General features: G+C 69.0%; 15 protein-coding genes. 9 read left to right on the forward strand and 6 right to left on the reverse strand.

Annotated elements, in window-relative coordinates:
• Window position 1 precedes the first annotated feature (1 nt).
• Window positions 2-898 carry an MBL fold metallo-hydrolase gene (locus ACSUZC_RS19395; RefSeq protein ID WP_439030086.1) on the forward strand — a complete coding sequence of 299 codons (897 nt, stop codon included), beginning with the start codon at window positions 2-4 and terminating at the stop codon, window positions 896-898.
• A 96-nt stretch (window positions 899-994) separates the two neighbouring features.
• Complete coding sequence (locus ACSUZC_RS19400; RefSeq protein WP_439030087.1) at window positions 995-2437, forward strand: CHAD domain-containing protein; 1443 nt, start codon at window positions 995-997, stop codon at window positions 2435-2437.
• On the opposite strand, the gene ACSUZC_RS19405 is transcribed toward ACSUZC_RS19400, so the two are convergent.
• Window positions 2409-3878, reverse strand: coding sequence for a Mur ligase family protein (locus ACSUZC_RS19405; RefSeq protein ID WP_439033182.1), 1470 nt, complete (start codon window positions 3876-3878; stop codon window positions 2409-2411). The two genes, ACSUZC_RS19400 and ACSUZC_RS19405, sit on opposite strands and share 29 nt — an antisense overlap.
• 379 nt (window positions 3879-4257) lie before the next feature.
• Here ACSUZC_RS19405 and ACSUZC_RS19410 point away from each other — a divergent pair, with 379 nt between their 5' ends.
• From ACSUZC_RS19410 to katG, 3 genes are all read left to right on the forward strand, one after another.
• Window positions 4258-5274, forward strand: coding sequence for a ferritin-like domain-containing protein (locus ACSUZC_RS19410; RefSeq protein ID WP_439030088.1), 1017 nt, complete (start codon window positions 4258-4260; stop codon window positions 5272-5274).
• A 132-nt stretch (window positions 5275-5406) separates the two neighbouring features.
• Window positions 5407-5850: a Fur family transcriptional regulator gene (locus ACSUZC_RS19415; RefSeq protein ID WP_439030089.1), complete on the forward strand. Its 444-nt coding sequence runs from the start codon at window positions 5407-5409 to the stop codon at window positions 5848-5850.
• A 63-nt stretch (window positions 5851-5913) separates the two neighbouring features.
• Window positions 5914-8139, forward strand: a complete 2226-nt coding sequence (gene katG / locus ACSUZC_RS19420; protein ID WP_439030090.1) for a catalase/peroxidase HPI — start codon at window positions 5914-5916, stop codon at window positions 8137-8139.
• 102 nt (window positions 8140-8241) lie between these two features.
• Here the strand turns inward: katG and ACSUZC_RS19425 are convergent, their stop codons facing one another.
• On the reverse strand, window positions 8242-12582 hold the full coding sequence (locus ACSUZC_RS19425; RefSeq protein WP_439030091.1) for an AMP-binding protein: 4341 nt from the start codon (window positions 12580-12582) through the stop codon (window positions 8242-8244).
• A gap of 34 nt (window positions 12583-12616) precedes the next feature.
• A complete protein-coding gene (locus ACSUZC_RS19430; protein WP_439030092.1) occupies window positions 12617-13708 on the reverse strand; it encodes an alpha/beta hydrolase in 1092 nt (363 codons plus the stop codon).
• 161 nt (window positions 13709-13869) lie between these two features.
• Here ACSUZC_RS19430 and ACSUZC_RS19435 point away from each other — a divergent pair, with 161 nt between their 5' ends.
• On the forward strand, window positions 13870-14346 hold the full coding sequence (locus ACSUZC_RS19435; RefSeq protein ID WP_439030093.1) for a cupin domain-containing protein: 477 nt from the start codon (window positions 13870-13872) through the stop codon (window positions 14344-14346).
• A 276-nt stretch (window positions 14347-14622) separates the two neighbouring features.
• Here ACSUZC_RS19435 and ACSUZC_RS19440 read toward each other — a convergent pair whose 3' ends face one another.
• The 3 genes from ACSUZC_RS19440 to ACSUZC_RS19450 all read right to left on the reverse strand — a co-directional run bounded on the left by ACSUZC_RS19440 (window position 14623) and on the right by ACSUZC_RS19450 (window position 17682).
• Window positions 14623-15957: an amidohydrolase family protein gene (locus tag ACSUZC_RS19440; protein ID WP_439030094.1), complete on the reverse strand. Its 1335-nt coding sequence runs from the start codon at window positions 15955-15957 to the stop codon at window positions 14623-14625.
• Window positions 15958-15970: 13 nt separating this feature from the next.
• A complete protein-coding gene (locus ACSUZC_RS19445) occupies window positions 15971-16936 on the reverse strand; it encodes a PDR/VanB family oxidoreductase (protein ID WP_439030095.1) in 966 nt (321 codons plus the stop codon).
• 149 nt (window positions 16937-17085) lie between these two features.
• Window positions 17086-17682, reverse strand: coding sequence for a helix-turn-helix domain-containing protein (locus tag ACSUZC_RS19450; RefSeq protein ID WP_439030096.1), 597 nt, complete (start codon window positions 17680-17682; stop codon window positions 17086-17088).
• Window positions 17683-17895: 213 nt separating this feature from the next.
• Between ACSUZC_RS19450 and ACSUZC_RS19455 the strand changes: the two genes are divergently transcribed.
• Genes ACSUZC_RS19455 through ACSUZC_RS19465 form a run of 3 tightly spaced genes read left to right on the forward strand, consistent with a single transcriptional unit; the run spans window position 17896 to window position 20872 of the window.
• A complete protein-coding gene (locus ACSUZC_RS19455) occupies window positions 17896-19200 on the forward strand; it encodes an amidohydrolase family protein (RefSeq protein ID WP_439033183.1) in 1305 nt (434 codons plus the stop codon).
• Window positions 19200-19970 carry an ABC transporter ATP-binding protein gene (locus tag ACSUZC_RS19460; protein ID WP_439030097.1) on the forward strand — a complete coding sequence of 257 codons (771 nt, stop codon included), beginning with the start codon at window positions 19200-19202 and terminating at the stop codon, window positions 19968-19970. The genes ACSUZC_RS19455 and ACSUZC_RS19460 overlap by 1 nt, the downstream gene beginning before the upstream one ends.
• Entirely contained in the window at window positions 19967-20872 is a 906-nt protein-coding gene (locus ACSUZC_RS19465) for an ABC transporter permease (RefSeq protein ID WP_439030098.1), read from the forward strand. Before ACSUZC_RS19460 ends, ACSUZC_RS19465 begins: the two co-directional genes overlap by 4 nt.
• Window positions 20873-20994 lie beyond the last annotated feature (122 nt).

The raw sequence follows: 20994 nt of genomic DNA on the forward strand, positions 1-20994 counted from the left end.
CGTGACCACCGCGCCCGGCTTCGTCGAGACCCGCTACGACGAGGTGACCGTGCTCGCCTCTGCGCACGGCGGAGCGTTCCCCTACGGCAACACCGTCGTCGTAGACGGCTCCGCGGGCACCCTGGTGATGGACCCCTCGCTGGAGGTGGACCACGACCCGGTCCGGCCGGATGCGGTCATGATCAGCCATGCGCACGAGGATCACATCGCCGGCCTCCGGCACTTCTCCGCCGACAAGTACGCCCATTCCAACGACGTCGCGGGCGTCCGGTCCCTACAGGTACTACTGGACAACTACGGACTGACCGATGAGCAACGGGCGGCGGTCGACGCCGACCTGGGCGACACCTTCGGTCTCCCCGACGGTTTCCCAGAAGCACGGTCGGTGGACGACGGGCACGTCTTCGACCTCGGCGACGTCACGGCCACCGTCGTTCATCTGCCCGGCCACACGGCCGGACACTGCGGCCTGCTGGTCGAACCGACGGGATTCCTCTACCTCGCCGACATCGACCTCACCTCGTTCGGGCCCATGTACGGCGACGTCGGCAGCAGCGTCGACGACTATCTCGGATCGATCGCGCGGGTACGGGACATCGAGGCCCGCTGGTACGGCACCTTCCACCAGAAAGGCGTCGTCACCGGGGCGGAGGAATTCCGGAAGCGCCTCGACGCCTACGAAGGCGTGATCCACCGACGCGACGAACGACTGCTGAACTTCCTCGCGCAGCCACACGGGATCGAGGACATCGCGGCGCATCGGCTGGTGTACCGGCCCCACGTCGCACTGCCCTTCGTCGACGCCGTGGAGCGGCGGACCGCCGAGCTGCACCTCGCACGGTTGCAGCGACACGGCCAGGTCACCCATCACGAGGACGGGACGTACCAGCGTGCGTGACAGCGCCGGCACGCACGCGCCGCACGTTTGACCCCTGTCCGGTTCGGACACCCTCCAGAGGTCAGCGAACGCATGCGAGCGGACCGAGGAGTGACTGTGCACACCGACACCACACGCGAGAACACCTGGGATTTCGGCCTGGATACCGCGATCCCGGAGTTCGGCGACGACACCGCCGACCTCGAGATCGAGTCCACCGACTTCACCGACACCTACTACGACACCGAGGACCGTGACCTGTTCGCACACGGGGTCACCGTGGTCTACGCCGATGGCGAGGGCCAGGCACCCGGCTGGCGGGTCACCCTGCCGGGATCCGGCGACCGGCCCGTCGAACGCGTCGACGCGTCGTCGACGCCCGTACCCGCTGAGATCGACGACGCCCTGTGGGGACTGCGGCTCGGCAACCCGCTCCGGGTCGCGGCCATCGTCCACACGCGCCGCACCCGCCACCGGTACCTCGATGAGGCGGGCGCACTTCGGTACGAGGTGGTCGACGACGCCATGTCCGCGACGGCGACCGGACCCGTCGCCACCGCCACATCGTGGCGCGAGATCAGTGTGGCCCCGGGTTCCGGCCGGATTCCGAAGAACGTCCGCAAACGTCTCGTCGGCGCCGGGGCCCGACCTGCCTCGGCGCCGTCGACGTTCGCGCGAGCCGTCGGACACGACGGATCACAGGTCGGTCCGGCGCCCTCACCGGCTCGCGACGCCCTCGTCGCCTACGTCCACGAGCAGATCGGCGAGATCTTCAGCGGCGACGTCGCGCTGCGTCGCGGGGAGAATCCGGTGCACGCCGTTCGCGTGGCGATCCGGCGGCTTCGCAGCACGCTGCGGACGTGCGAACGCCTTCTCGAGCCGACGGGGCTACCGGAACTCGACGGCGAGCTGCGATGGTTCGCGGGTGAGCTCGGTGAGGTGCGCGATCGCGAGGTCCTCCGGGCCCGGTTCGCCTCGGCGGTGGCCGAGTTGCCCGATGAATTGGTGCTCGGCCCGGTGGCGGCGCGTATCGACGAGGAGCTGTCCGCCCAGCAGCACCGGCACCGCCGGTCCGTCACCGAGGTCATGACCTCCGACCGTTACCGGCGACTGCTCGCGACGCTGTCCGGGTGGACCGAATCGGTCCCGCTCGCCGCGGAGCGCGTGGGACGAAAAGATCTCCGCCGCATCGCCACCCGCGCCGCACGCAAGGCGGACACACGTTTGTCGCAGGCGCTGTCCAGCGGAGACGAGGAAGACCTGCACCGGGCGCGTAAGGCGGCCAAACGCGCCCGCTACGCGGGTGAGCTCGCCACCCCGGTCGTGGAGAAGGCCGTCGGGCGTGGCCAGGCCAAGCGGTACAAGCACATCCAGACCGTGCTCGGCGAACATCAGGACGCGGCCGTCGCCGCGCGGACTCTCCGTGAACTCGGCGCGAGCGCCGGAGTCCGTGACGGCGAGAACGGTTTCACATACGGCATCCTCTATCAGCGCGAACTCGAAGCCGCGGCGGCCGCCCGCGCCGAGGTGTTCACCAGCGGCGGCCGCGGGTCTCGCTGATCGCCCGTTTGAGTTCGGTGTGATCGTCGAAGAACGACGACTGTGCGCCGTAACGGCGGAACGTGTCGCTGCCACGGCCGGTGACGACCACGACGTCGTCGTCACCGGCCATGGACGCCGCGAGCACGAATGCTCCGTGGCGATCGGCCTCTTCGACGACCATGGCGGTGCCGTCCTCGCGCGCTCCCCGTAAGACCTCCGCTCTGATGGCGGCAGGGTCCTCGTCTTCGGGACTCTCGTCGGTGACGATGACGACGTCGGCGTAGGCCGCGGCGACGTGGCCGAGAGGGACGCGCTTGCCGGGATCCCGGCCCCCGGTTGCGCCGATCACAACGATCAGTCGCCCTCCGCCCAGCGACCTCAGATACGGCAGCATGGCGTGCTGGCCTGCGGTGTTGTGCATGTAGTCGACGATCGCCCGGAAGGGCTGGCCTGCGTGTACCGGTTCGCAGCGTCCGCCGATGCCGGTCACCGACGAGATGCCCTCGGCCGCTGCGGCGAGGTCCACGCCGTCGGCCGCCGCGCAGGCCAGCGCGACGAGCGCATTGCCCACCTGGTGTGGACCCAACACCTGCAGGTCCAGTGCGACGCTGCCGTGCGGTGTCCGCGCGGTGAACGCCGTGCCGAGCGGCCCGTGCCGGAGATCGTCGGCCACCACGTCGGCAGTGGGGTCGGAGACCGAGCACGTCCAGGTCTCCACGCCGGTCTCGGCTGCCAGCCGCGCACCCCAGGTGTCATCGACGTCGACCACCGCGATCTGTGTGCGTTCCGCGGTGAACATGTCCGCCTTCGTGGCGAAGTACGACTCCATCGACCCGTGGTAGTCGAGATGGTCGTCGGAGAGATTGGTGAAGGCCATCACGCGGAAAGCCGTGCCGTCGACACGATGCTGGTCCACCGCATGCGACGAGACCTCCATGGCGCACGAACTCACTCCGTGCCGCCGGAAGGATGCCAGTGTGCGCTGGAGCATCGGTGCTTCCGGGGTGGTTCGTGCCGGCACGACGTCGTATCCCGGGCCGCGGATACGTGACCCCGAGATGAGTCCGGTGGATTCCCCGGCGGCGGTGAGGCCGGCGTCGATGAAGTGGGTGGTGCTGGTCTTGCCGTTGGTGCCCGTGACCCCGAAGACGCGCACATCGCGAGACGGTTCACCGTGAAACCAGGACGCCAACGGCCCCATCGTCCGACGCGGATCGTCGACGACGATCGTCGGCAACACCGCGGACGGACGGTCACTGATCACGAGGACGGCCCCCGCGGAGGCGACCGCGTGCTCGAAGTCGAGGCCATGCCACCGGCTGCCCGGTATCGCGAAGTAGGCGTCCCCGGGGCGGATGGTCCGCGAGTCGTCGTCGAGGTCGTGCACGATCGACGCCCCGATCCCGGGGTCGCCGACGACACCCGTACCGAGATGGGCCGCAAGACGGTCGACCGTCATCTCGGACCCGGCGGACAGAGAACGGCGCACGGGGAGACCTGCACCGTCCGCGATGTCCATCGCGCCGAGGTACCCACCACCGGGACCAGGCCAAACCTCACCGGGCCGGGGGCTTCGACGCCCCGCTCCGAGTTCCCGGGGACCGAGAACAAGCCGGGGGCGGGGCCCGTCCGGGGCGGCCAAACCTCCTGATCCAGACATTGCGCGGCGCCTCGAACCTGGATGTGACTCGGCTCACAATCGGCGAGAGGCGCAGGGCGACAGCATGTTTGACGCCGCTGGACCGACCAATCGGCCGAAGGATGTTACATAACCGCATTTCCTGGCAACACTCGGGGTGTACCCACCAACGTCGGAGAAGAGGGGAGCAAGAAATCCGATGACAGTTTCCACCACCACCGTCCACCAGCAACTTCGCGCAATCCTCGCACTCACGCACACCGAGATCCAGATCGCCGAAACACGGCAGGCGCAGGCGCGCACCGACGCGATCCGCAAGGAACTCGCACAGAACGCCGAGAACGCCCGCAAGCGGGCCGACGCGATCCAGACCGCGCTGCGCGAGCGCGGCGGACTCGTCGACGTCATCCGTCCGGTTCTCGGGCGGGTCGGAGCCGCCGCAAAGACGCTCGCCGAGCAGACCCAACCGCTCGACGAAGCACTTCTCGACGACCTTGCGCTGGAACAGCGTCTCGTCGCCCGCGCCACCTATCTGAAGGCGCTCGCCACCGGTCAGGAGGACCAGGCGCTGGTCACGCTGGCCGACCGCCTCATCGACGCCCACACGGCCACCGTGCACTGGCTCACGACCGTGCTCGCCGAAGAGGCCCTCGGTGGCCCGGCCGCCCTGCGTCGCGGACCGTCGCAGTGGGCCAGCGGCATCGCCGCACGCGCCTTGACCGCACCCGCGCTGGGCGCATCGTGGGCGATCGACCGGACCGCGGAGTTCGCCCGTCAGCTGCCCGATCCCGTCGACACCATCCGCAGCAGGTTCGGCCGCGCGGTCGACGACGCGACCGAGACGGCGTCGCGTGCCGGTGACGCCGTCAGCAATGCCGGCGCCGCCGTGTCCAAGACGGTGGCCGCGGGCCGCGACGCGGCGCTGGAGGCAGTCGAGGACAGCGCCCGCGACAGCGGTGCCGACGGCGCGGCCGATGCGCTTCACCAGTTGCGTGAGATCACCGGGACCGTCGAGGCCGAGGATCTGCCGATCCAGGGCTACGTCGACCTCAACGTCGGGGATGCCGTGGCTGCGGTCAAGCAGCTCGACAAGCCTGCCGACCTGCGCGTCACCCTCGCGTACGAGGAAGCCCACAAGAATCGTCAGCGCGTCGTCTCTGCGATCGAGATCCGGTTCGCAGAGCTCGCCAAGGACCTGGTCGGCATCGACAGCTGATCGTTCCGTCACCGACGGCCGCCATCCCACCCGGATGGCGGCCGTCGTCGTCTGTCCGGACGCCGAGGGTGTGGCTCGACACAAATTTGGATCAATTCCAGAAAATGGCTGCGCGGCGGGCGCGGCGCCCCTATGGTGGTCCACGTGACATCAACTTCGGACTACGCCCAGCAACTCCGGGCGGCCCGACTCCGCGTCACCCAGCCCAGGGTGACGGTGATGCACGCCGTCGACGGACTACCCCACGCCGACACCGACACCATCTACAACGCGGTGCGCGAGACCCTGCCGAATGTGTCACGGCAAGCTGTCTACGACGTGCTGCACGCCCTGACCGAACGCGGCCTCATCCGCCGCATTCAACCGTCGGGCTCGGTGTCGCGCTACGAATTCCGCACCGGAGACAACCACCACCACGTCGTCTGCCGCGCATGCGGTGTGATCGCCGACGTGGATTGCACCATCGGGGAAGCCCCCTGTCTGGTCCCGTCCGAAGACCACGGCTTCGTGCTCGACGAAGCCGAGGTCATCTTCTGGGGACTCTGTCCCGAATGCGTCAGCTCGGCCCCCACCTGACCACCCCGACCTGATCACGTCCGTGATCAACAGCCCGCCAGTTCCACCACCGAAAGGAATGTCGTGACCTCCGACAGCCGTCCGCCCAATTCCGACGAGCAGACCCGTAGCAACAGCGAGAGCGAGAATCCGGTCATCTCGTCGCCGGAGCCGAAAGGTCATGCGCCGCTGACCAACAAGGACTGGTGGCCCGAGCAGATCGACCTCTCGATCCTGCACGCACATTCCTCACTCTCCAACCCCCTCGGTGACGATTTCGACTACTCGGCGGAGTTCGCGAAGCTCGATGTCGAGGCCCTCAAGGCCGATCTCGTCTCGCTCATGACCACCTCGCAGGACTGGTGGCCCGCCGACTACGGCCACTACGGCGGCCTGTTCATCCGCATGAGCTGGCATGCCGCCGGCACCTACCGCATCTTCGACGGCCGCGGTGGCGGCGGTCAGGGCGCACAGCGCTTCGCACCGCTGAACAGCTGGCCGGACAACGCGAACCTCGACAAGGCCCGCCGCCTGCTGTGGCCCATCAAGCAGAAGTACGGCACCAAGCTCTCGTGGGCCGACCTCCTCGTCTTCGCCGGCAACGTCGCGCTGGAATCCATGGGCTTCAAGACCTTTGGGTTCGGCTTCGGCCGCGAGGACATCTGGGAGCCCGAGGAGGTCTTCTGGGGACCCGAGGATGCCTGGCTCGGTACCGACAAGCGCTACTCGGGCGAGCGCGAACTCGCCAAGCCTCTCGGCGCCACCACCATGGGTCTCATCTACGTGAATCCCGAAGGCCCGGAGGGCAAGCCGGACCCGCTGGCTGCCGCCGAGGACATCCGGGAGACCTTCAGCCGGATGGCCATGAACGACGAGGAGACCGCCGCGCTCATCATCGGCGGTCACAGCTTCGGCAAGACCCACGGCGCAGGCAACGGAGATCTGATCGGACCCGAGCCCGAGGGAGCCCCCATCGAGCAGCAGGGTCTGGGCTGGAAGTCCGGCTACGGCAAGGGAAAGGCCGAGGACACCATCACCAGCGGACTCGAGGTCGTCTGGACCTCGACGCCCACCCAGTGGGGCAACGGCTTCCTCCAGAACCTGTACGGCTACGAGTGGGAGCTGACGAAGAGCCCCGCCGGGGCCTGGCAGTACGTCGCCAAGGACGGGGCAGGCGCGGGCACCATCCCCGACCCGTTCGGTGGTCCCGGGCGCGCACCGACCATGCTGGTCACCGATGTCGCGCTGCGTGAGTCGCCGATCTACGCCGACATCACCCGTCGCTGGCTCGACCACCCCGAGGAGCTCGCCGAGGCCTTTGCGAAGGCCTGGTACAAGCTGCTCCACCGCGACATGGGACCGGTGAGCCGCTACCTCGGCCCGTGGGTTCCCGAGCCGCAGATCTGGCAGGACCCGGTGCCTGCCGTCGACCACGAACTGATCGACGACGCCGACATCGCTTCTCTCAAGAGCACACTGCTCGACTCGCTGTCGCAGACCCAGCTGATCAAGACGGCGTGGGCCTCGGCGGCGAGCTTCCGCAGCACCGACAAGCGCGGCGGGGCCAACGGCGCCCGTATCCGCCTCGAGCCGCAGAAGAACTGGGAGATCAACGAGCCGGGTGAACTCGCCAAGGCCCTGCCCGTTCTCGAGCAGGTGCAGAAGGACTTCAACGACTCGGCCTCCGGTGGCAAGAAGGTGTCGCTGGCCGACCTCATCATCCTCGGTGGCGCTGCGGCGATCGAGAAGGCCGCCGAGGCAGCCGGATTCCCGGTCAAGGTGCCCTTCACCCCCGGTCGCACCGACGCGTCCCAGGAGAGCACCGACGTGGATTCCTTCGCCGTGCTCGAACCGCGCGCCGACGGCTTCCGCAACTACAGCAAGGACGGCGAGAAGACTCCGCTGGAGTCGCTCCTGCTCGATCGGGCCTACATGCTCGACCTCACCGCTCCCGAGCTGACGGTGCTCATCGGCGGACTCCGCGTGCTCGACGTCAACTACGGCGGCGCGAAGCACGGCGTGTTCACCGATCGTCCCGGCGTGCTGACCAACGATTTCTTCCGCAACGTGGTCGACATGAGCACCGAATGGAAGTCGGGTTCGGAGGAGAACGTCTACGAGGGCACCGATCGCACGACCGGTGAGGCCAAGTGGACGGCGACCGCCAGCGACCTCGTGTTCGGCTCGCATTCGCAGCTGCGCGCACTGTCCGAGGTCTACGCGCAGGACGATTCGGCGGAGCGGTTCGTCAACGACTTCGTCAAGGCATGGGTGAAGGTGTCGAACAACGATCGGTTCGATCTGGCCTGATCGTCAGTTCGCTACACGCGCGACCGACACACCCCGCGGGCCCATGGTCCGCGGGGTGTGTCGCGTCCGGGTTCAAGCGGTCACGTTCGCGGCGGTCTCGCCTCAGCCGCGGACCAGCGCGATCACCGACCCCAGGATCTGGTCGATACGTGCGTCGTCGAGTACCGGCGCCGCCCCCGTCACGACGATCTGCAGTTCTCCGGTCGGCGTCGGTGATCCCTCGATCTGCACCAGCCATCGGGTATGCGTGGGCGGGAACGCGTAGAGGGTGCCGCCGGATGTGGGAGGGATGATGGTCGGCGTCCATCCCAGCAGGACGGGGACCGGGAAGAGACGGCCATCGACGACCGGTCGTCCGAGGGAGGCGAGCACGAGTTCCATGGAGGTGGTCGCGGCACCGATGCACTCGCGGGTGCGAGTCACCGCGGTCCCCGCGTCGACACCGGCGTCGAGGGGCGTGATCGCGCAGATCACGTGGTCGCCCACCGTGTTCTCGGCGCCGGCCGGGCGTCGTGACACCGTCGTCGCGGCCATCACGCGGTCCTGCCCGGTCAGTGTGGCCAGAGCCCGGGCGACGTTCTGACCGAACGCCTCGAACGGGGTCATGCGCTCGGCGGCGGCGCGGGTGCAGAATCTCGAGTAGGCCTCGGCGTCGAGGAGTCCACGACGCCGCACGGCACTCGCCCGCGGATACTCCGCGGGGTCGATCCCGTCGAAGGTGAAGTCCCGATCCGCCAGGGAGCCGAACGACCCGGGCGGCAAGTCGCCACCCGACGTCGTGCCCGACGCGCCGGGCACGGGCTCCGGCCGGGACGCGCACGCGGACAACGGCACTCCGCGGACGACCGCGTCGGCATCGCGGGCGAGGACGGCCAGCGATTGCCCGTCCACCGCGACATGGTGAAAGACCGCGATCGCGGCCAGCACCTCGTCGCGCGCACCCGTCAGGATCCGCACCGCGAACGGCGGTGCCACCCGGACGTCGAGTTCGACGGACATCTGCTCCGCGTGCGAGCGGAGATCGCCTCGCGACACATCATCACCGGACGGGGCTCCGGCGATGGTGAGCGCAGCAGCGACGACGGCGTCGGCGCCGCCGGCCATCGGACGCCGAACCGGTCCCCCGGCGGTGTCGGGATAGGTGGACCGCAGCGCGGGGTGCCGATCGGCCAGCACCCGGAACAGTTGACGCAACTCTGCTGCCGATGGGCGGTCGGCCGCCGGTGGCACCCAACCGACCCGGATCAGTTGCGCATCCGGATGACCGGGTTCCCGTACGACGGTGCGCTCCGCGACCGTCAGGGGACGCTCGCCGGCAGCGTCGTCACCTGTGCCGGACGCCCCGGCCGCGATCCCGGTGGAGGGCTGCCGGTCCGCGGTCCCGCTGGTCGTGAACGGCTCGATGGCGACCCGGTCGGGTCCGACCATCTGCCGCGCCACAGTGGCCAGATCCGGTGCGGAGAGAACATCGTTCGGGGTGATCTCCACGTGCCCCGCGGCCCCGAGTCCGGCGATCACCCTCAGCACCGCGAGCGAGTCACCGCCCTGCTCGAGGAAACCGGCGAACAAGTCGACCGCTCCGACACCGAGCGCCTCACCGACCACCTCCACCAGCAGCTGCTCGTGCGCTCCCTCCGGACCGCGCGAGGGACGACGATCCGGCAACGGCCACGCGCGCAACGCTTTCCGGTCCAGCTTTCCCGCTCCGGTCCGGGGTAGCTCGTCGACGACGACGACCAGGGCGGGGATCATGTACGACGGCAGGACACGTCCGAGAAGGTGCCGAAGACCGGGGCCGTCTATATTCGGCCCGGGCACGCCCTGCTCCACGAACGACACCAGCGCGCAACGCCCGCTCCGCAACTCACGCAGAACGGTCGCGCACGCCCGCACGCCGGGACACCGCACCAGTGCCGCATCGATCTCCGCGGGTTCGACACGCAGCCCGCGGAGCTTGATCTGATCGTCGCGCCTGCCGAGTAACCGAAGGTCGCCGTCGACGGTCCACGTGGCCAGGTCACCTGTCCGGTACATCGCCGCGTCATCCGAGATCGTGGACTCGACAAAGGCTTTCGCGCTTGCGACCGGATCGTCGAGGTAACCGTCGGCCACTTCGGGTCCGGCGGCGAACAGCATTCCGCGTGCACCCGGCGGCTGGGGCCTGCCGCGCCGGTCGAGCACCGCCTCGATGACACCGGTCATCGGCGGCCCCACACTGATGGGCAGACCCGGATGCAGGGGCGCCGAGAGATTGATGCTGCATCGTGTCTCGGTGGGACCGTAGGCATTACGCAACGAGACGCGGGCGGCCCAGGTGTCGGCCAGCGGCGCGGGAAGGGTCTCGCCCCCGACGATCACCAGCTCGAGGTGACGGGCCGCCCCGACTGGCAGCGAGGCGAGTACCGAGGGCGTCACCATCATGTGGCTGACGCGCTGCCTTCGGATGAGATCGGCGAGCGCGTCACCGCCTGCCACCTTCGGCGGCGCGACGACGATCGTGGCTCCGCAGGCAACGCCGCACAGCATCTCGACGATGCCGGTGTCGAAGGTCGGCGACGAGACGTGCAGGATCCTCGACGCCGACGTCAGCCCGTACGACGCCCGAATCTCCGCGATCAGCGCGGGAATTCCCCTGTGCGGCATCAGGACACCCTTGGGCCGGCCCGTGGACCCCGAGGTGAACAACAGGTACGCGCCGTCGTCGGGCCCACGGTCGAGGCCCGGTGGCCGGTATCCGGTGTGCGACTCCGGCGGTTCATCGACGTCGAGCCAACGGATCCGGCCCGGCCGCGCACCCCCGCGCACGGTGAGGCCGACGACGGCGCCCGACCTGTCCAGGAGTTCGAGGGTTCGAGCCTCGGGTGCGAAGCGATCGCCGACCGGCAGCCACACCCCACCCGCGCCCATCACGGCCCAGAACGCGACGACCGATGCCGCCGAGCGCTCGATGCAGACCGCGACCCGGTCGCCGGGACGCACTCCCGCCTCGATCAGCAGTCGGGTGGCGGAGTCGACGCGGCGGCGGAATTCGTCTCGCGTCCACGACAGTTCACCGTCGATGATCGCGGGCGCGGTCGGATCGTCGTCGGGCCGGTGGTCTTCGAGGAGCGCGGCAGTCGGCGTGAACGTCGGCGGCGGTTGTCCGGCGCGTCGCGCGAACCGCTTCCACTCGTCGTCGACGAACACCGAGTCGTCGGGAACGGCCGGGCCGCCGTCGATCTCGCACAGCATCGCCGTCAGGTACGCGTCGAATCGTCGGGCAAGTGTCGTCAGCGCGCTCGTATCGAAGGACGCCGCGGGCGCCTCCCAGGTCACCGCCCGTCGTCCGTCCTGGCCGGCGGGATGCACGGTGACCGCGACGTCGGAGATCGGGCCGGTGCGCATCACCTCCAGACTCCAGCGCAATCCGTCGACCACGGGTGGAGAGAACCCGGGGAGCAGGTTGACGACCGCGCCGAAATCCGTCAGATCCGGCCGTTCCCGCAGCATCTCCTCACGCGGATGACGCTGGTGCCGCAACGCGTCGACGACCGCCGCGGAGACGTCCGCGACAGCCTGCGCCGCGTCGTGGTCGCCGATGCCCGGCAGGGTGAGCGGAACCACGTTGGACACCGGTTGAGCGGCACGTAGCCGCGTCGCCGACGTGCGCGCCGCGACCGGGAGACCGAGACCCACGTCCGGGGTGTCGAGCAGCCGCGCGCACATGCCCGCGAACGCGGTGACGAACTCCGCCGACGACGCGGCCCGGGGCCCGCCGAGCGTCTCGGTCACGCGGACGATGCGGGACGTCAGGCGGGCTCGGCCGCGTGCCTCGCCCGTGCCGGCGATGTCGGTGAGACGCGAGGGCTCGTGTCGCTCGAGCAGGCGTCTCCAGTGTTCGGCGTCCGCTGTCCGCCTGCCAGACCCGAGGTAGCGCTGTTCCTCGGCTTCGAGCTCGACGTCATCGGCCGGCTCGAGCGCGTCGGCAGCGACGGTACCGGCGTACGCATCCGCGATGTGCCCGGCTACCCGCAGCGCGCCCGCACCGTCGGTCAGCACGTGATGGATACGCACCACCCACCGATGCCGGTCGGCCGCGAGGACGTGCAGTTCACTGCGGAAGAGCGGCGCGGTGAGGTCGGCGCCGTCGGGGGCATCGAGGAAACGCTGCGCGCGGGTCCGGCTCGAGGCATCGGGATCGGCGGTTCCGGACAGGTCCACGCAGACCACCGCGTCGGTCCCGCTGTCGGCCGGGCCCAAGCGCACAGGCCCCGGGTCGGCGGGTGACTGCCCCGGGGGCAGATGTACGTCATGCCAGCCGACGTGGTCGAGCACGTCGTCGACGACGCCGCTGAACCGTGGGACGTCGAGCTCGCCGTCGAGCGTGAGGCCGAATGCGACGACATGGGAGACATCCGGGTGCAGCAGCTGTGAGAGCCAGAGGCTGCGGCGGGTTGCGCTCATCTGGGGCCGTCCTTCGACACACGCCCCGCAGACATCACGCCCCGAGCGCTCGCGCGAACATCGGCCAGGACTGATGCATCTGATCCTCCCAATAACCCCAGGAGTGGGTACCGACGGGTGGGAACCGTACGACGGCCGGAATCCGCAACGCGGCGAGACGGTTTGCCATGGTCACGGTGCAGGATCGAGCCGCCGCCTCCGCGAATCCGCCGGCGGCGACCTGCTCGGCGAGTTCCCCCACGTTGCCGGCGACTCGCCGGTCCGACAGGTTGTCGTGCGCGCCGGGCAAGCCGGTCGCCGCGCTGATCCACAGAGCGGGGGTGCGGCGAGCGAGCTTGTAGGCGTTGATCACCGGGTCCTGCGCCGCCCACTGCGGGTCTCCCGGCGGGCCGTACATGTTGCTGGCGTCGGCGAGTCCGGGGACGAACGCCACGTTGCGCAGCAGCAGCTGTCCGGTGGGCGATGCGGTGTCGGCGCATCCCGAGTAGGAGCCGACCGCTCGGTAGAAACCCGGGTGGTTCTCGGCGATCCGGAGCACCGCCGTACCCGCCATCGAGATCCCCGCGACGCCGCGTGAGCGTCCCGGGCCCGATCGTCCCCCGTGGGCGTTCTCGAAGGCGGCGGGCAACTCCGAGGTCAGAAAGGTCTCCCACCGCAGGGGACGGGACGTCTTCACGCCGAAGCGGAAATTCGCCGCCGGGTCGACGCGGCGCCAGTCGGCGTAGTAGCTCGCGGCACCGCCGATCGGGGTCACGGTCCACACGTTCTTGTTCGCGTAGAACGCATTGGCATCGGTGGCGTGCGTCCAGTCGTCGTTGTCCTCGCCGCCCGACGATCCACTGAGCAGATACATCACCGGTGAGGACTGATTCCGGTTGGCGGGCGTCTGAACCAGGGACGGGATCTGGGTCTGCATGGACCGCGACCACACCGACACCACCAGGTTCCGCGGCGACACCCAGGTCTCCCGGTAAGGCGCGCCCGCGGTCGCCTTGGCGTAACCGACCCCGGCGAGGGTGTCCGCAGCCGCGGTACCGGCCGACGGCACGAGCAGCCCCGACACGCCGAGCACCAAGCAGAGGACGGCGGCGCTGCGGGCGATCGCGGCGTTGGACAAGCGAGGCATCCAGGGCTCCCTGAGTTCGGGCCGGGTCATCGAACCGGCTCCGCCATCGTAGGCACATCGACCTGCACCCAGAACCGTTCGGGTCAATCGTCCAGAGCTGTCGCACAGCGGAATCGGACGAATCGGTTATCCCCTCCGTCCGGTCCACGTACGGTCGGACGATGACACCTCTCCTGCGCACCGCCGTCGCGACGCTTGCCGCCGCGGCCGCTCTCCTGACACCCCTCGCGATGTCGTCGACGGCGGCGAATGCCACACCCTCATCCGGAATCTCGGCGGTCAGCCTGGCCAAGGCGGACATCCCGGCGGATCTGCTGCCCTTCGTGCCCGACGGCGTACACGTCGAGGTCCGCGAGATCACCATCGCTCCCGGCGGCACCACCGGCTGGCACTATCACGACGGCCCGCTCTACGGCCTGGTCCGACAGGGCACGCTCACCCATCCCGGTTCCGACTGCAAGCCGGTCGTCTACCGGACCGGCGAGATCATCCAGGAGCCCGGGGGCAAGGCGAACACCCACGAGGGAGCCAACCTCGGGACCACCCCGGTCGTCCTCGATGTCCTGTACCTGATGCCCCTGAACAAGCCACTGTCCGAGGACGCACCGGCACCGCCTTGTGCGACAGTTTCGTCCTGACGGCGAGGCTTGGTGCCCGCACTCCTGAGGTGCGCAAGCGACGCCCTCCGCTCCCGGAGGTGCGAGGAGCGCAAGCGACGCCCTCCGTTCCCTGAGGTGCGAGGAGCGCAAGCGACGCCCTCCGTTCCCTGAGGTGCGAGGAGCGCAAGCGACGAGCCTCGAAGGGTCTCGCAACCCGTCTCGCCGAGACCCTTCGCGGCTCGCTTCGCTCGCACCTCAGGGAGCAATTGCCACGTCGCTCGCACCTCAGGGAGCAGAGTTTGCACTTCTCACCGATCAGTGCTCGGGTACCTGCCGCCGCTTCAGCAGCGCACCGAGTTCGGCTGCGAGTGAGCGGGATTCCGCGGTGAGCAACCGGCCCTCGCGAACCACCCACCGGCCGCCGACCATGACGTCGCGGGGCCGCCGGCCCGGTCCGGCCCACAGCAGGCCGTCCACCGGATCGGCCGCCCCCGCGTCGAAGACGTCCGAACAGTCCCACACGCAGAGGTCGGCGGCCGCTCCCGGCCGCAGGTGCCCCAGCCCGGGGCGGTTCAACCCGGCGGCTGACCCTTCGGTCGCCATCCCGAGACACGCCGTGGCCGTGACCGGCTCGCCGATCAACCCCGAAACCTGAACGGCCAGACGCGCATCGGCCAGCAGATGACCGGCGTCGTTGCTCCCGCCGCCACTCGTCCCCAATCCGACACGCACGCCGGCCGCCGCCAGTGCGGCGACGCGGGCGACACCCCAGCCCATCGGTACATCGCAGGCCGGTGCATGCGTGGCGGTCGTTCCCGACCGGGCGAGCCGGTCGATCTCGGCGTGGGTGATGTCGCAGAGGTGGGCGACGGTGACGTCCTCGCCGAGCCATCCCCACTCGTCGAGCAATTCGAGCGGACGGCGCCCGTAGCGTTCGGCGGCGACCTCGACATCGATCTTCTCGTTGGCCTGGGTCCGGCGACGCAGACCCAGATCACGGGCCACCTCGGCCAGGGCGGCGAAAGTCTCCGGACCGTCGGCGTGAACACCCGACGGGCCCACCGCCAGTTGGATCATGCCGTCGGAGGTCACACCGTCACGCGCATCGGAAAGATGGGTGTCGTGGATGTCGAGCACCGATCGCGCGGCGGTGTCCGGATCGTCACGGGCGGTTCCCCGCACGAACACCAGGCGGGCACCCACGCGACGTGCGGCGCCGATCGTCGCACCCGCCAGCGACACCGGGTCCTGGTCCCGAGGCCACGTCAGATGGTGGTCGGCCACCGTGGTCACCCCGCACAGAAGTGATTCGGCGAGCGCCACCGACGCCGAGGCCGCGGTCAACTCGGGGTCCACGCCGATCATGCTGTACCGCTGGGACATCCGTGCGAGCCAGTCCCGCATCGGAACCGACCTGGTGTCGGGACGCGACCGGAACGCGCTCTGCAGCAGATGATGATGCGCGTTGACGAGGCCCGGTGTGACGACACAACCGGACACGTCGACGATCTCGGCGCCACCCGCCGCTCGGTCCCCCGAGGGCGCCGGCGCGTCCACGATCCTCCCGCCGTCGACGACAACCCGGTCGTGGGTCACCGTCGACACGTCACGCAAGACCGCCGCAGCACCGGACAACACCACCCCGGTCACGGTTCACCTGCCGTCACAGCTCGAGGACCAAACGACCACTGGTGCAACGGGACACACAGATCATCATCGACTCGTTCTCCGACCGTTCCTCCGGCGAGAGAATCGAGTCGCGGTGATCCACCTCCCCACTGACCACCCCGGTCTCGCAGGTTCCACAGATCCCCTCCCGGCAGGACGCCGGTGCCACCACACCGCTCGCGCCGAGCACATCGAGAATGGTGCGGTCGGTCGGTACCCGAACAGTGACCCCCGACAACGCCAGCGAGAGCTCGAATTCGGAGTCCTCGATCATCTCAGTGGTCGCGGCGGTGAATCTCTCGGCGAACGCATCGACAGCGGGTCGTCGAGCGCACGCGTCCTCCACCGCATCGAGCATCGACGGTGGTCCGCACGCGTAGACGGCGGTTCCACGCGCGAGGCCGGACAGTACAGCTGCGAGATCCGGCCGGCCGGTACGGCGAGATTCGAAAATCGTGACGAGTCCGGGATGACGCGCCTCGAGTTCATCGGCGAACGCCAACTCCTCACGAGAGCGCCCGACATAGATCAGACGCCACGGCCGTCCCGCCCGATCGGCCTCCGCCGCAAGGCTGACGAGCGGGGTAATCCCGATCCCACCGGCGACGAAGACGTACGACAAGGCGCGGGTCAGCGCGAAGTGGTTGCGCGGCGGCCCGATCCGGACTTCCCTACCGTCGGACAGGTCCTCGTGCACGGACCGGGACCCACCCCGGCTGTCGGCACGCCGCTCAACGGCGATCCGATAGTGACCGGCCTCGTCGGGCGACGGGCAGAGCGAGTACTGCCGTACGGGCCCGGCCGGCGTGTGGAGGTCGATGTGCGACCCGGCGGTCCACACGGGGAGCGGGGATTCGGTGGCCGGGCCCAGCACGAACTCGTCGATGTGCGCGGCGAGGCGTCGCCGCGCGACGACCCGTACGCGGATCGGATCCTGAATACTGCTCGACGACACTGTCATCGGAGATCTCCTCGGTCATGGGGTGACCTCCGCCGGGTTCCCAGCCACAGGGACCACAGCACCTCAACCAAGCGGCTCGTCTACGACTGCTTGCACTGATCGTCTACGACTGTCTGCCCCGATCGTCTACGACTGTCTGCCCCGATCGTCTACGACGAGGCCTGCACGACGATCAGATGTGCCGACTCCGGACCGATCAACCGCCAGCGGTGAGGAATGCCGCCAGCGTAGTAAAGACTGTCGCCCGTGCGCAATTCGACGAGACTGCCGTCGCCGAAGTCGACCTCGATCTCACCGCGGACCACGTGCACCCACTCGTCCTGCTCGTGCTGGAAATACTCGCGGTGTTCCCGTCGGTTCAGCACCTGCTCCTGCGGAAAGAACGCGGCGTCCCCGCGGACCAGGAGCCGCGCGTAGCCGGCGTCGTCGCCCGCCTGCGGGAGAATCGCACCGCCGCCCGCCGGGACGACCCCGACGCCTGCCGGCGCCGACGTCGTCGTGGGCGTGACCTGCGCCGGATCGGCGGCCAGCATCAGACTCACCTGCGTCGTGTCCAGAGCGCGGGCGATCCGTTCCAACGTCGTCATGCTCGGCCGCGCGTAACCCCGTTCGAGCTGGGACAGGAACGGGTGTGAGATACCCGCCTGGGCAGCCAGATTCGCGAGGGTCAGGCCGTGCTGTTTGCGGCGCCGCCGGATCTCCGCACCCAACGACACCTGAGCGAGATCCGGCTCGTCCAGGGCCATACCCGCCTCACCTCCTGTCGGCGATCCGCGCCGATGGTTACATGCCCGCAGCTCTGGTTAACGTCGCGGCAACAGCGCATTCCTATATTCGGTCTTGTTGACGTGGTCAACAAGTATCACGAAACGCTCGATCTTCGCCGACCCAGCCACGGCGGACCTGCAGTCATCGCGCACCGATGCGCATCCTTTTAGTCCCGCAACGGAGTTCATGTGATTCAACCCCCGCAGACAGCCTCGGATCCGGACACCCCCGTACCGGGTGTCACCGGCTCGCTGCCCGACGGATCGGTCGTGGACATCCACGTGTCGACCGAACCGGGGGGTGTGCGGAGGGTCGCGTCGATCAGTCCGGCCGACGAGGCCTCGTTCCGACGCCCCGGCTGGCTGGACCTTCGCGGGCATGTTCTCCTCCCACCTGCGGCGGAACCTCATGCCCACCTGGACAAGGCACTGTCGTGGAGCGAGCTGTCGCCGCCCACCGGCGACCTCGTCGACGCCATCGCCACGTGGCGGGCGGGTAGCGTCCGGCTCGACGCGGAGTCGTTCCGCACCCGGGCTCTGCGGGCCACCTCGGCCATGCTGCGCAACGGGATCACCGCGGTCCGAACGCATGCCGACATCCTCACCCACGACGATCCCCTCCGCGCGGTGCGGACCCTCGTCGAGGTCCGTGACTCTCTCCGGGGTCTGATGGACATCCAGGTCACCGTCCTCGCCAGTCCGCTCACACCGACACGTCACATCGAGGCCGCACTCGATGCCGGTGCAGACCTCCTCGGCGGCGCACCACACATCGCCGACGACCCCCGGGCCGAGCTCACCCGCCTGCTCGACCTTGCCGAAGCACGAGAACTCGGTGTCGACCTGCACGTCGACGAGTTCCTCGACGGTGACCACCTCACGATCGAGGCTTTCGCGGACCGGGTCGCCGACTGGCCGTCCGAGCGCATCCGTACCGCCGGACACTGCTGTCGCCTCGACACACTGCCCGGGCCCGATCTGCAACGAGTGGCGGGCGCGCTGGCGCGAGCGGGGGTCTCGGTCATCGCCCTGCCCGTCACGAACCTGTACCTGCAGGGCAGGCACGGGGCATCCGCCGGCCGTCGCGGGATCACCCCGATCGGCGTGCTCCGCGATCACGGCGTCCGAGTCGCCGGCGGGGCCGACAACATCCGCGATCCGTTCAATCCCGTCGGACGCGCAGACCCGCTGGAGACGGCCGCGTTGCTGATCACCGCAGCGCACCAGGAACCGGCCATCGCCCTGTCCCTCGTCACCGGCGAGGCGCGTGCGGTCCTCGGGCTGGAACCGGCCGGTCCTGTCGTCGGGGCCCGCGCCGACCTCCTCGCGGTACGGGGCACCGACCTCGTCGACGTGATCGCCGCCGCCCCCGCCGATCGGGTCGTCGTCGTCAACGGCCGTCCGGTCGCACACACGGAGACCACCCACTGGACCACGTTTCCCGAGATCACCCTGCCCGCAAGCCCAGTCCCGTTCCTCGTCGGTATGGAGAGATGATGAGTTCCTCTACAGCGGCCCCGCGGCCCGCACTCGGTCACCCGCTCGTCGGTTTCGAGCACGTGGATCTGACGTACCCGGACGGAACCCACGCACTGCATGACGTCGACCTCACCGTCCGGGAGGGTGAATTCGTCAGCGTCGTGGGACCTTCGGGCTGCGGCAAGTCCACCCTCCTGCGGTTGGCGTCGGGGTTGGAGACCATCACCGGCGGTTACATGCAGAGCGGGGCCGACCGCATCGGCTATGTGTTCCAGGACGCCACCCTGCTCCCGTGGCGGTCCGTGGCCGACAACGTGGCTCTGCTCGGCGAACTCGACGGCACCCCGAAATCGGAACGGCGCGAACGAGTCCGGGCCGCTCTGACGACCGTCGGACTCGACGGTTTCGAGAAGCACCTGCCGCACATGCTGTCCGGCGGGATGCGCATGCGTGTGTCACTCGCGCGGTCGCTGACCCTCGACCCGGATCTGTTCCTGTTCGACGAACCGTTCGCCGCACTCGACGAGCTGACGCGCGAGCGGCTCGGTACCGATCTGACGGAGCTGTTCGCCGTCAAACGTTTCGCCGGCCTGTTCATCACGCATTCGGTGGCCGAAGCCGCATTCCTGTCCACGAGAGTCCTCGTGATGTCGGGCCGACCCGGAACGATCGTCGACGAGATCGAGGTCCCGTTCGACTATCCCCGCTCCCCCGATCTGCGTTTCGAGCCCGAGTTCGGCGCCATCGCGGGCCGGATCTCCCGCGCACTCCGAGAGGCACATTCATGACCAGTCCGGACACCGACCCCGCCACCGGCCTCACGACCACCACTCCCGCGCGGACCAGGTCCGGCGCGACGTCGGACACCGGATCCACCACCGAACTGACCGTCGCCGCGCGCACGCGGCGCAGGCGATCACGGTCCCGGGTCAGCGGGATCGGCGGCCCGCTGGTCGTCCTGGCCCTCGTCCTCGGCCTCTGGTACCTCGTGAGCTACGCCGTTCTCGATCCCGGTCGCCGGTTCCTGATGCCTCCGCCGCACACGGTGGTCACCGACGGACTCCTCGGCGATGCGGCACATGACATGTGGGAGGCGTTGGGGCGGACGGCGACCGTCGCCCTGACCGGTCTGCTGATCGCCGCCGTGATCGGCATCGTGTGGGCCGTGGTCATGTCACAGTCACGACTCATGGAGAACGCACTGTTCCCGTATGCCGTGGTGTTGCAGTGCGTCCCGATTCTTGCGCTCGTCCCATTGGTCGGCTTCTGGTTCGGGTTCGGTTTCAGCGCACGCGTGTTCGTATGTGTACTGATCTCGCTGTTCCCGATCGTGTCCAACACCCTGTTCGGCCTGCGATCTGTCGATCGTCAGATGCGCGACCTGTTCGCCCTGCACCACCCGAGCCGGCTCACCGTCCTGCGCACGCTTGAGTTCCCCGCCGCCATGCCGGCCATCTTCGCCGGTCTGCGCATCTCGGCGGGACTGTCCGTGGTGGGTGCGATCGTCGGTGACTTCTTCTTCAAACAGGGGAATCCCGGTATCGGGATCCTCATCGACAACTACCGGTCACGGTTGCAGGCCGAGGAGTTGTTCGCCTCGATCGTCCTCGCCTCGCTGCTCGGGGTCACGGTGTTCTGGTTGTTCGGTTGGCTCGGCAACCGAGTCGTCGGCAGGTGGTATCAGCCCTGAACCCCTCGAGTCCCCACATCTGCACCCGCACAACCGACTCCGAGTATTCAGAGCCCGGACCCCCGAACGCCGCCCTACCCCCGAACGCCGCTCCCGGAACACCACTGTCAGAGAAGAGGAAC

The organism is Gordonia terrae (assembly GCF_051789125.1).
Taxonomy (GTDB): Bacteria; Actinomycetota; Actinomycetes; order Mycobacteriales; family Mycobacteriaceae; genus Gordonia; species Gordonia terrae_A.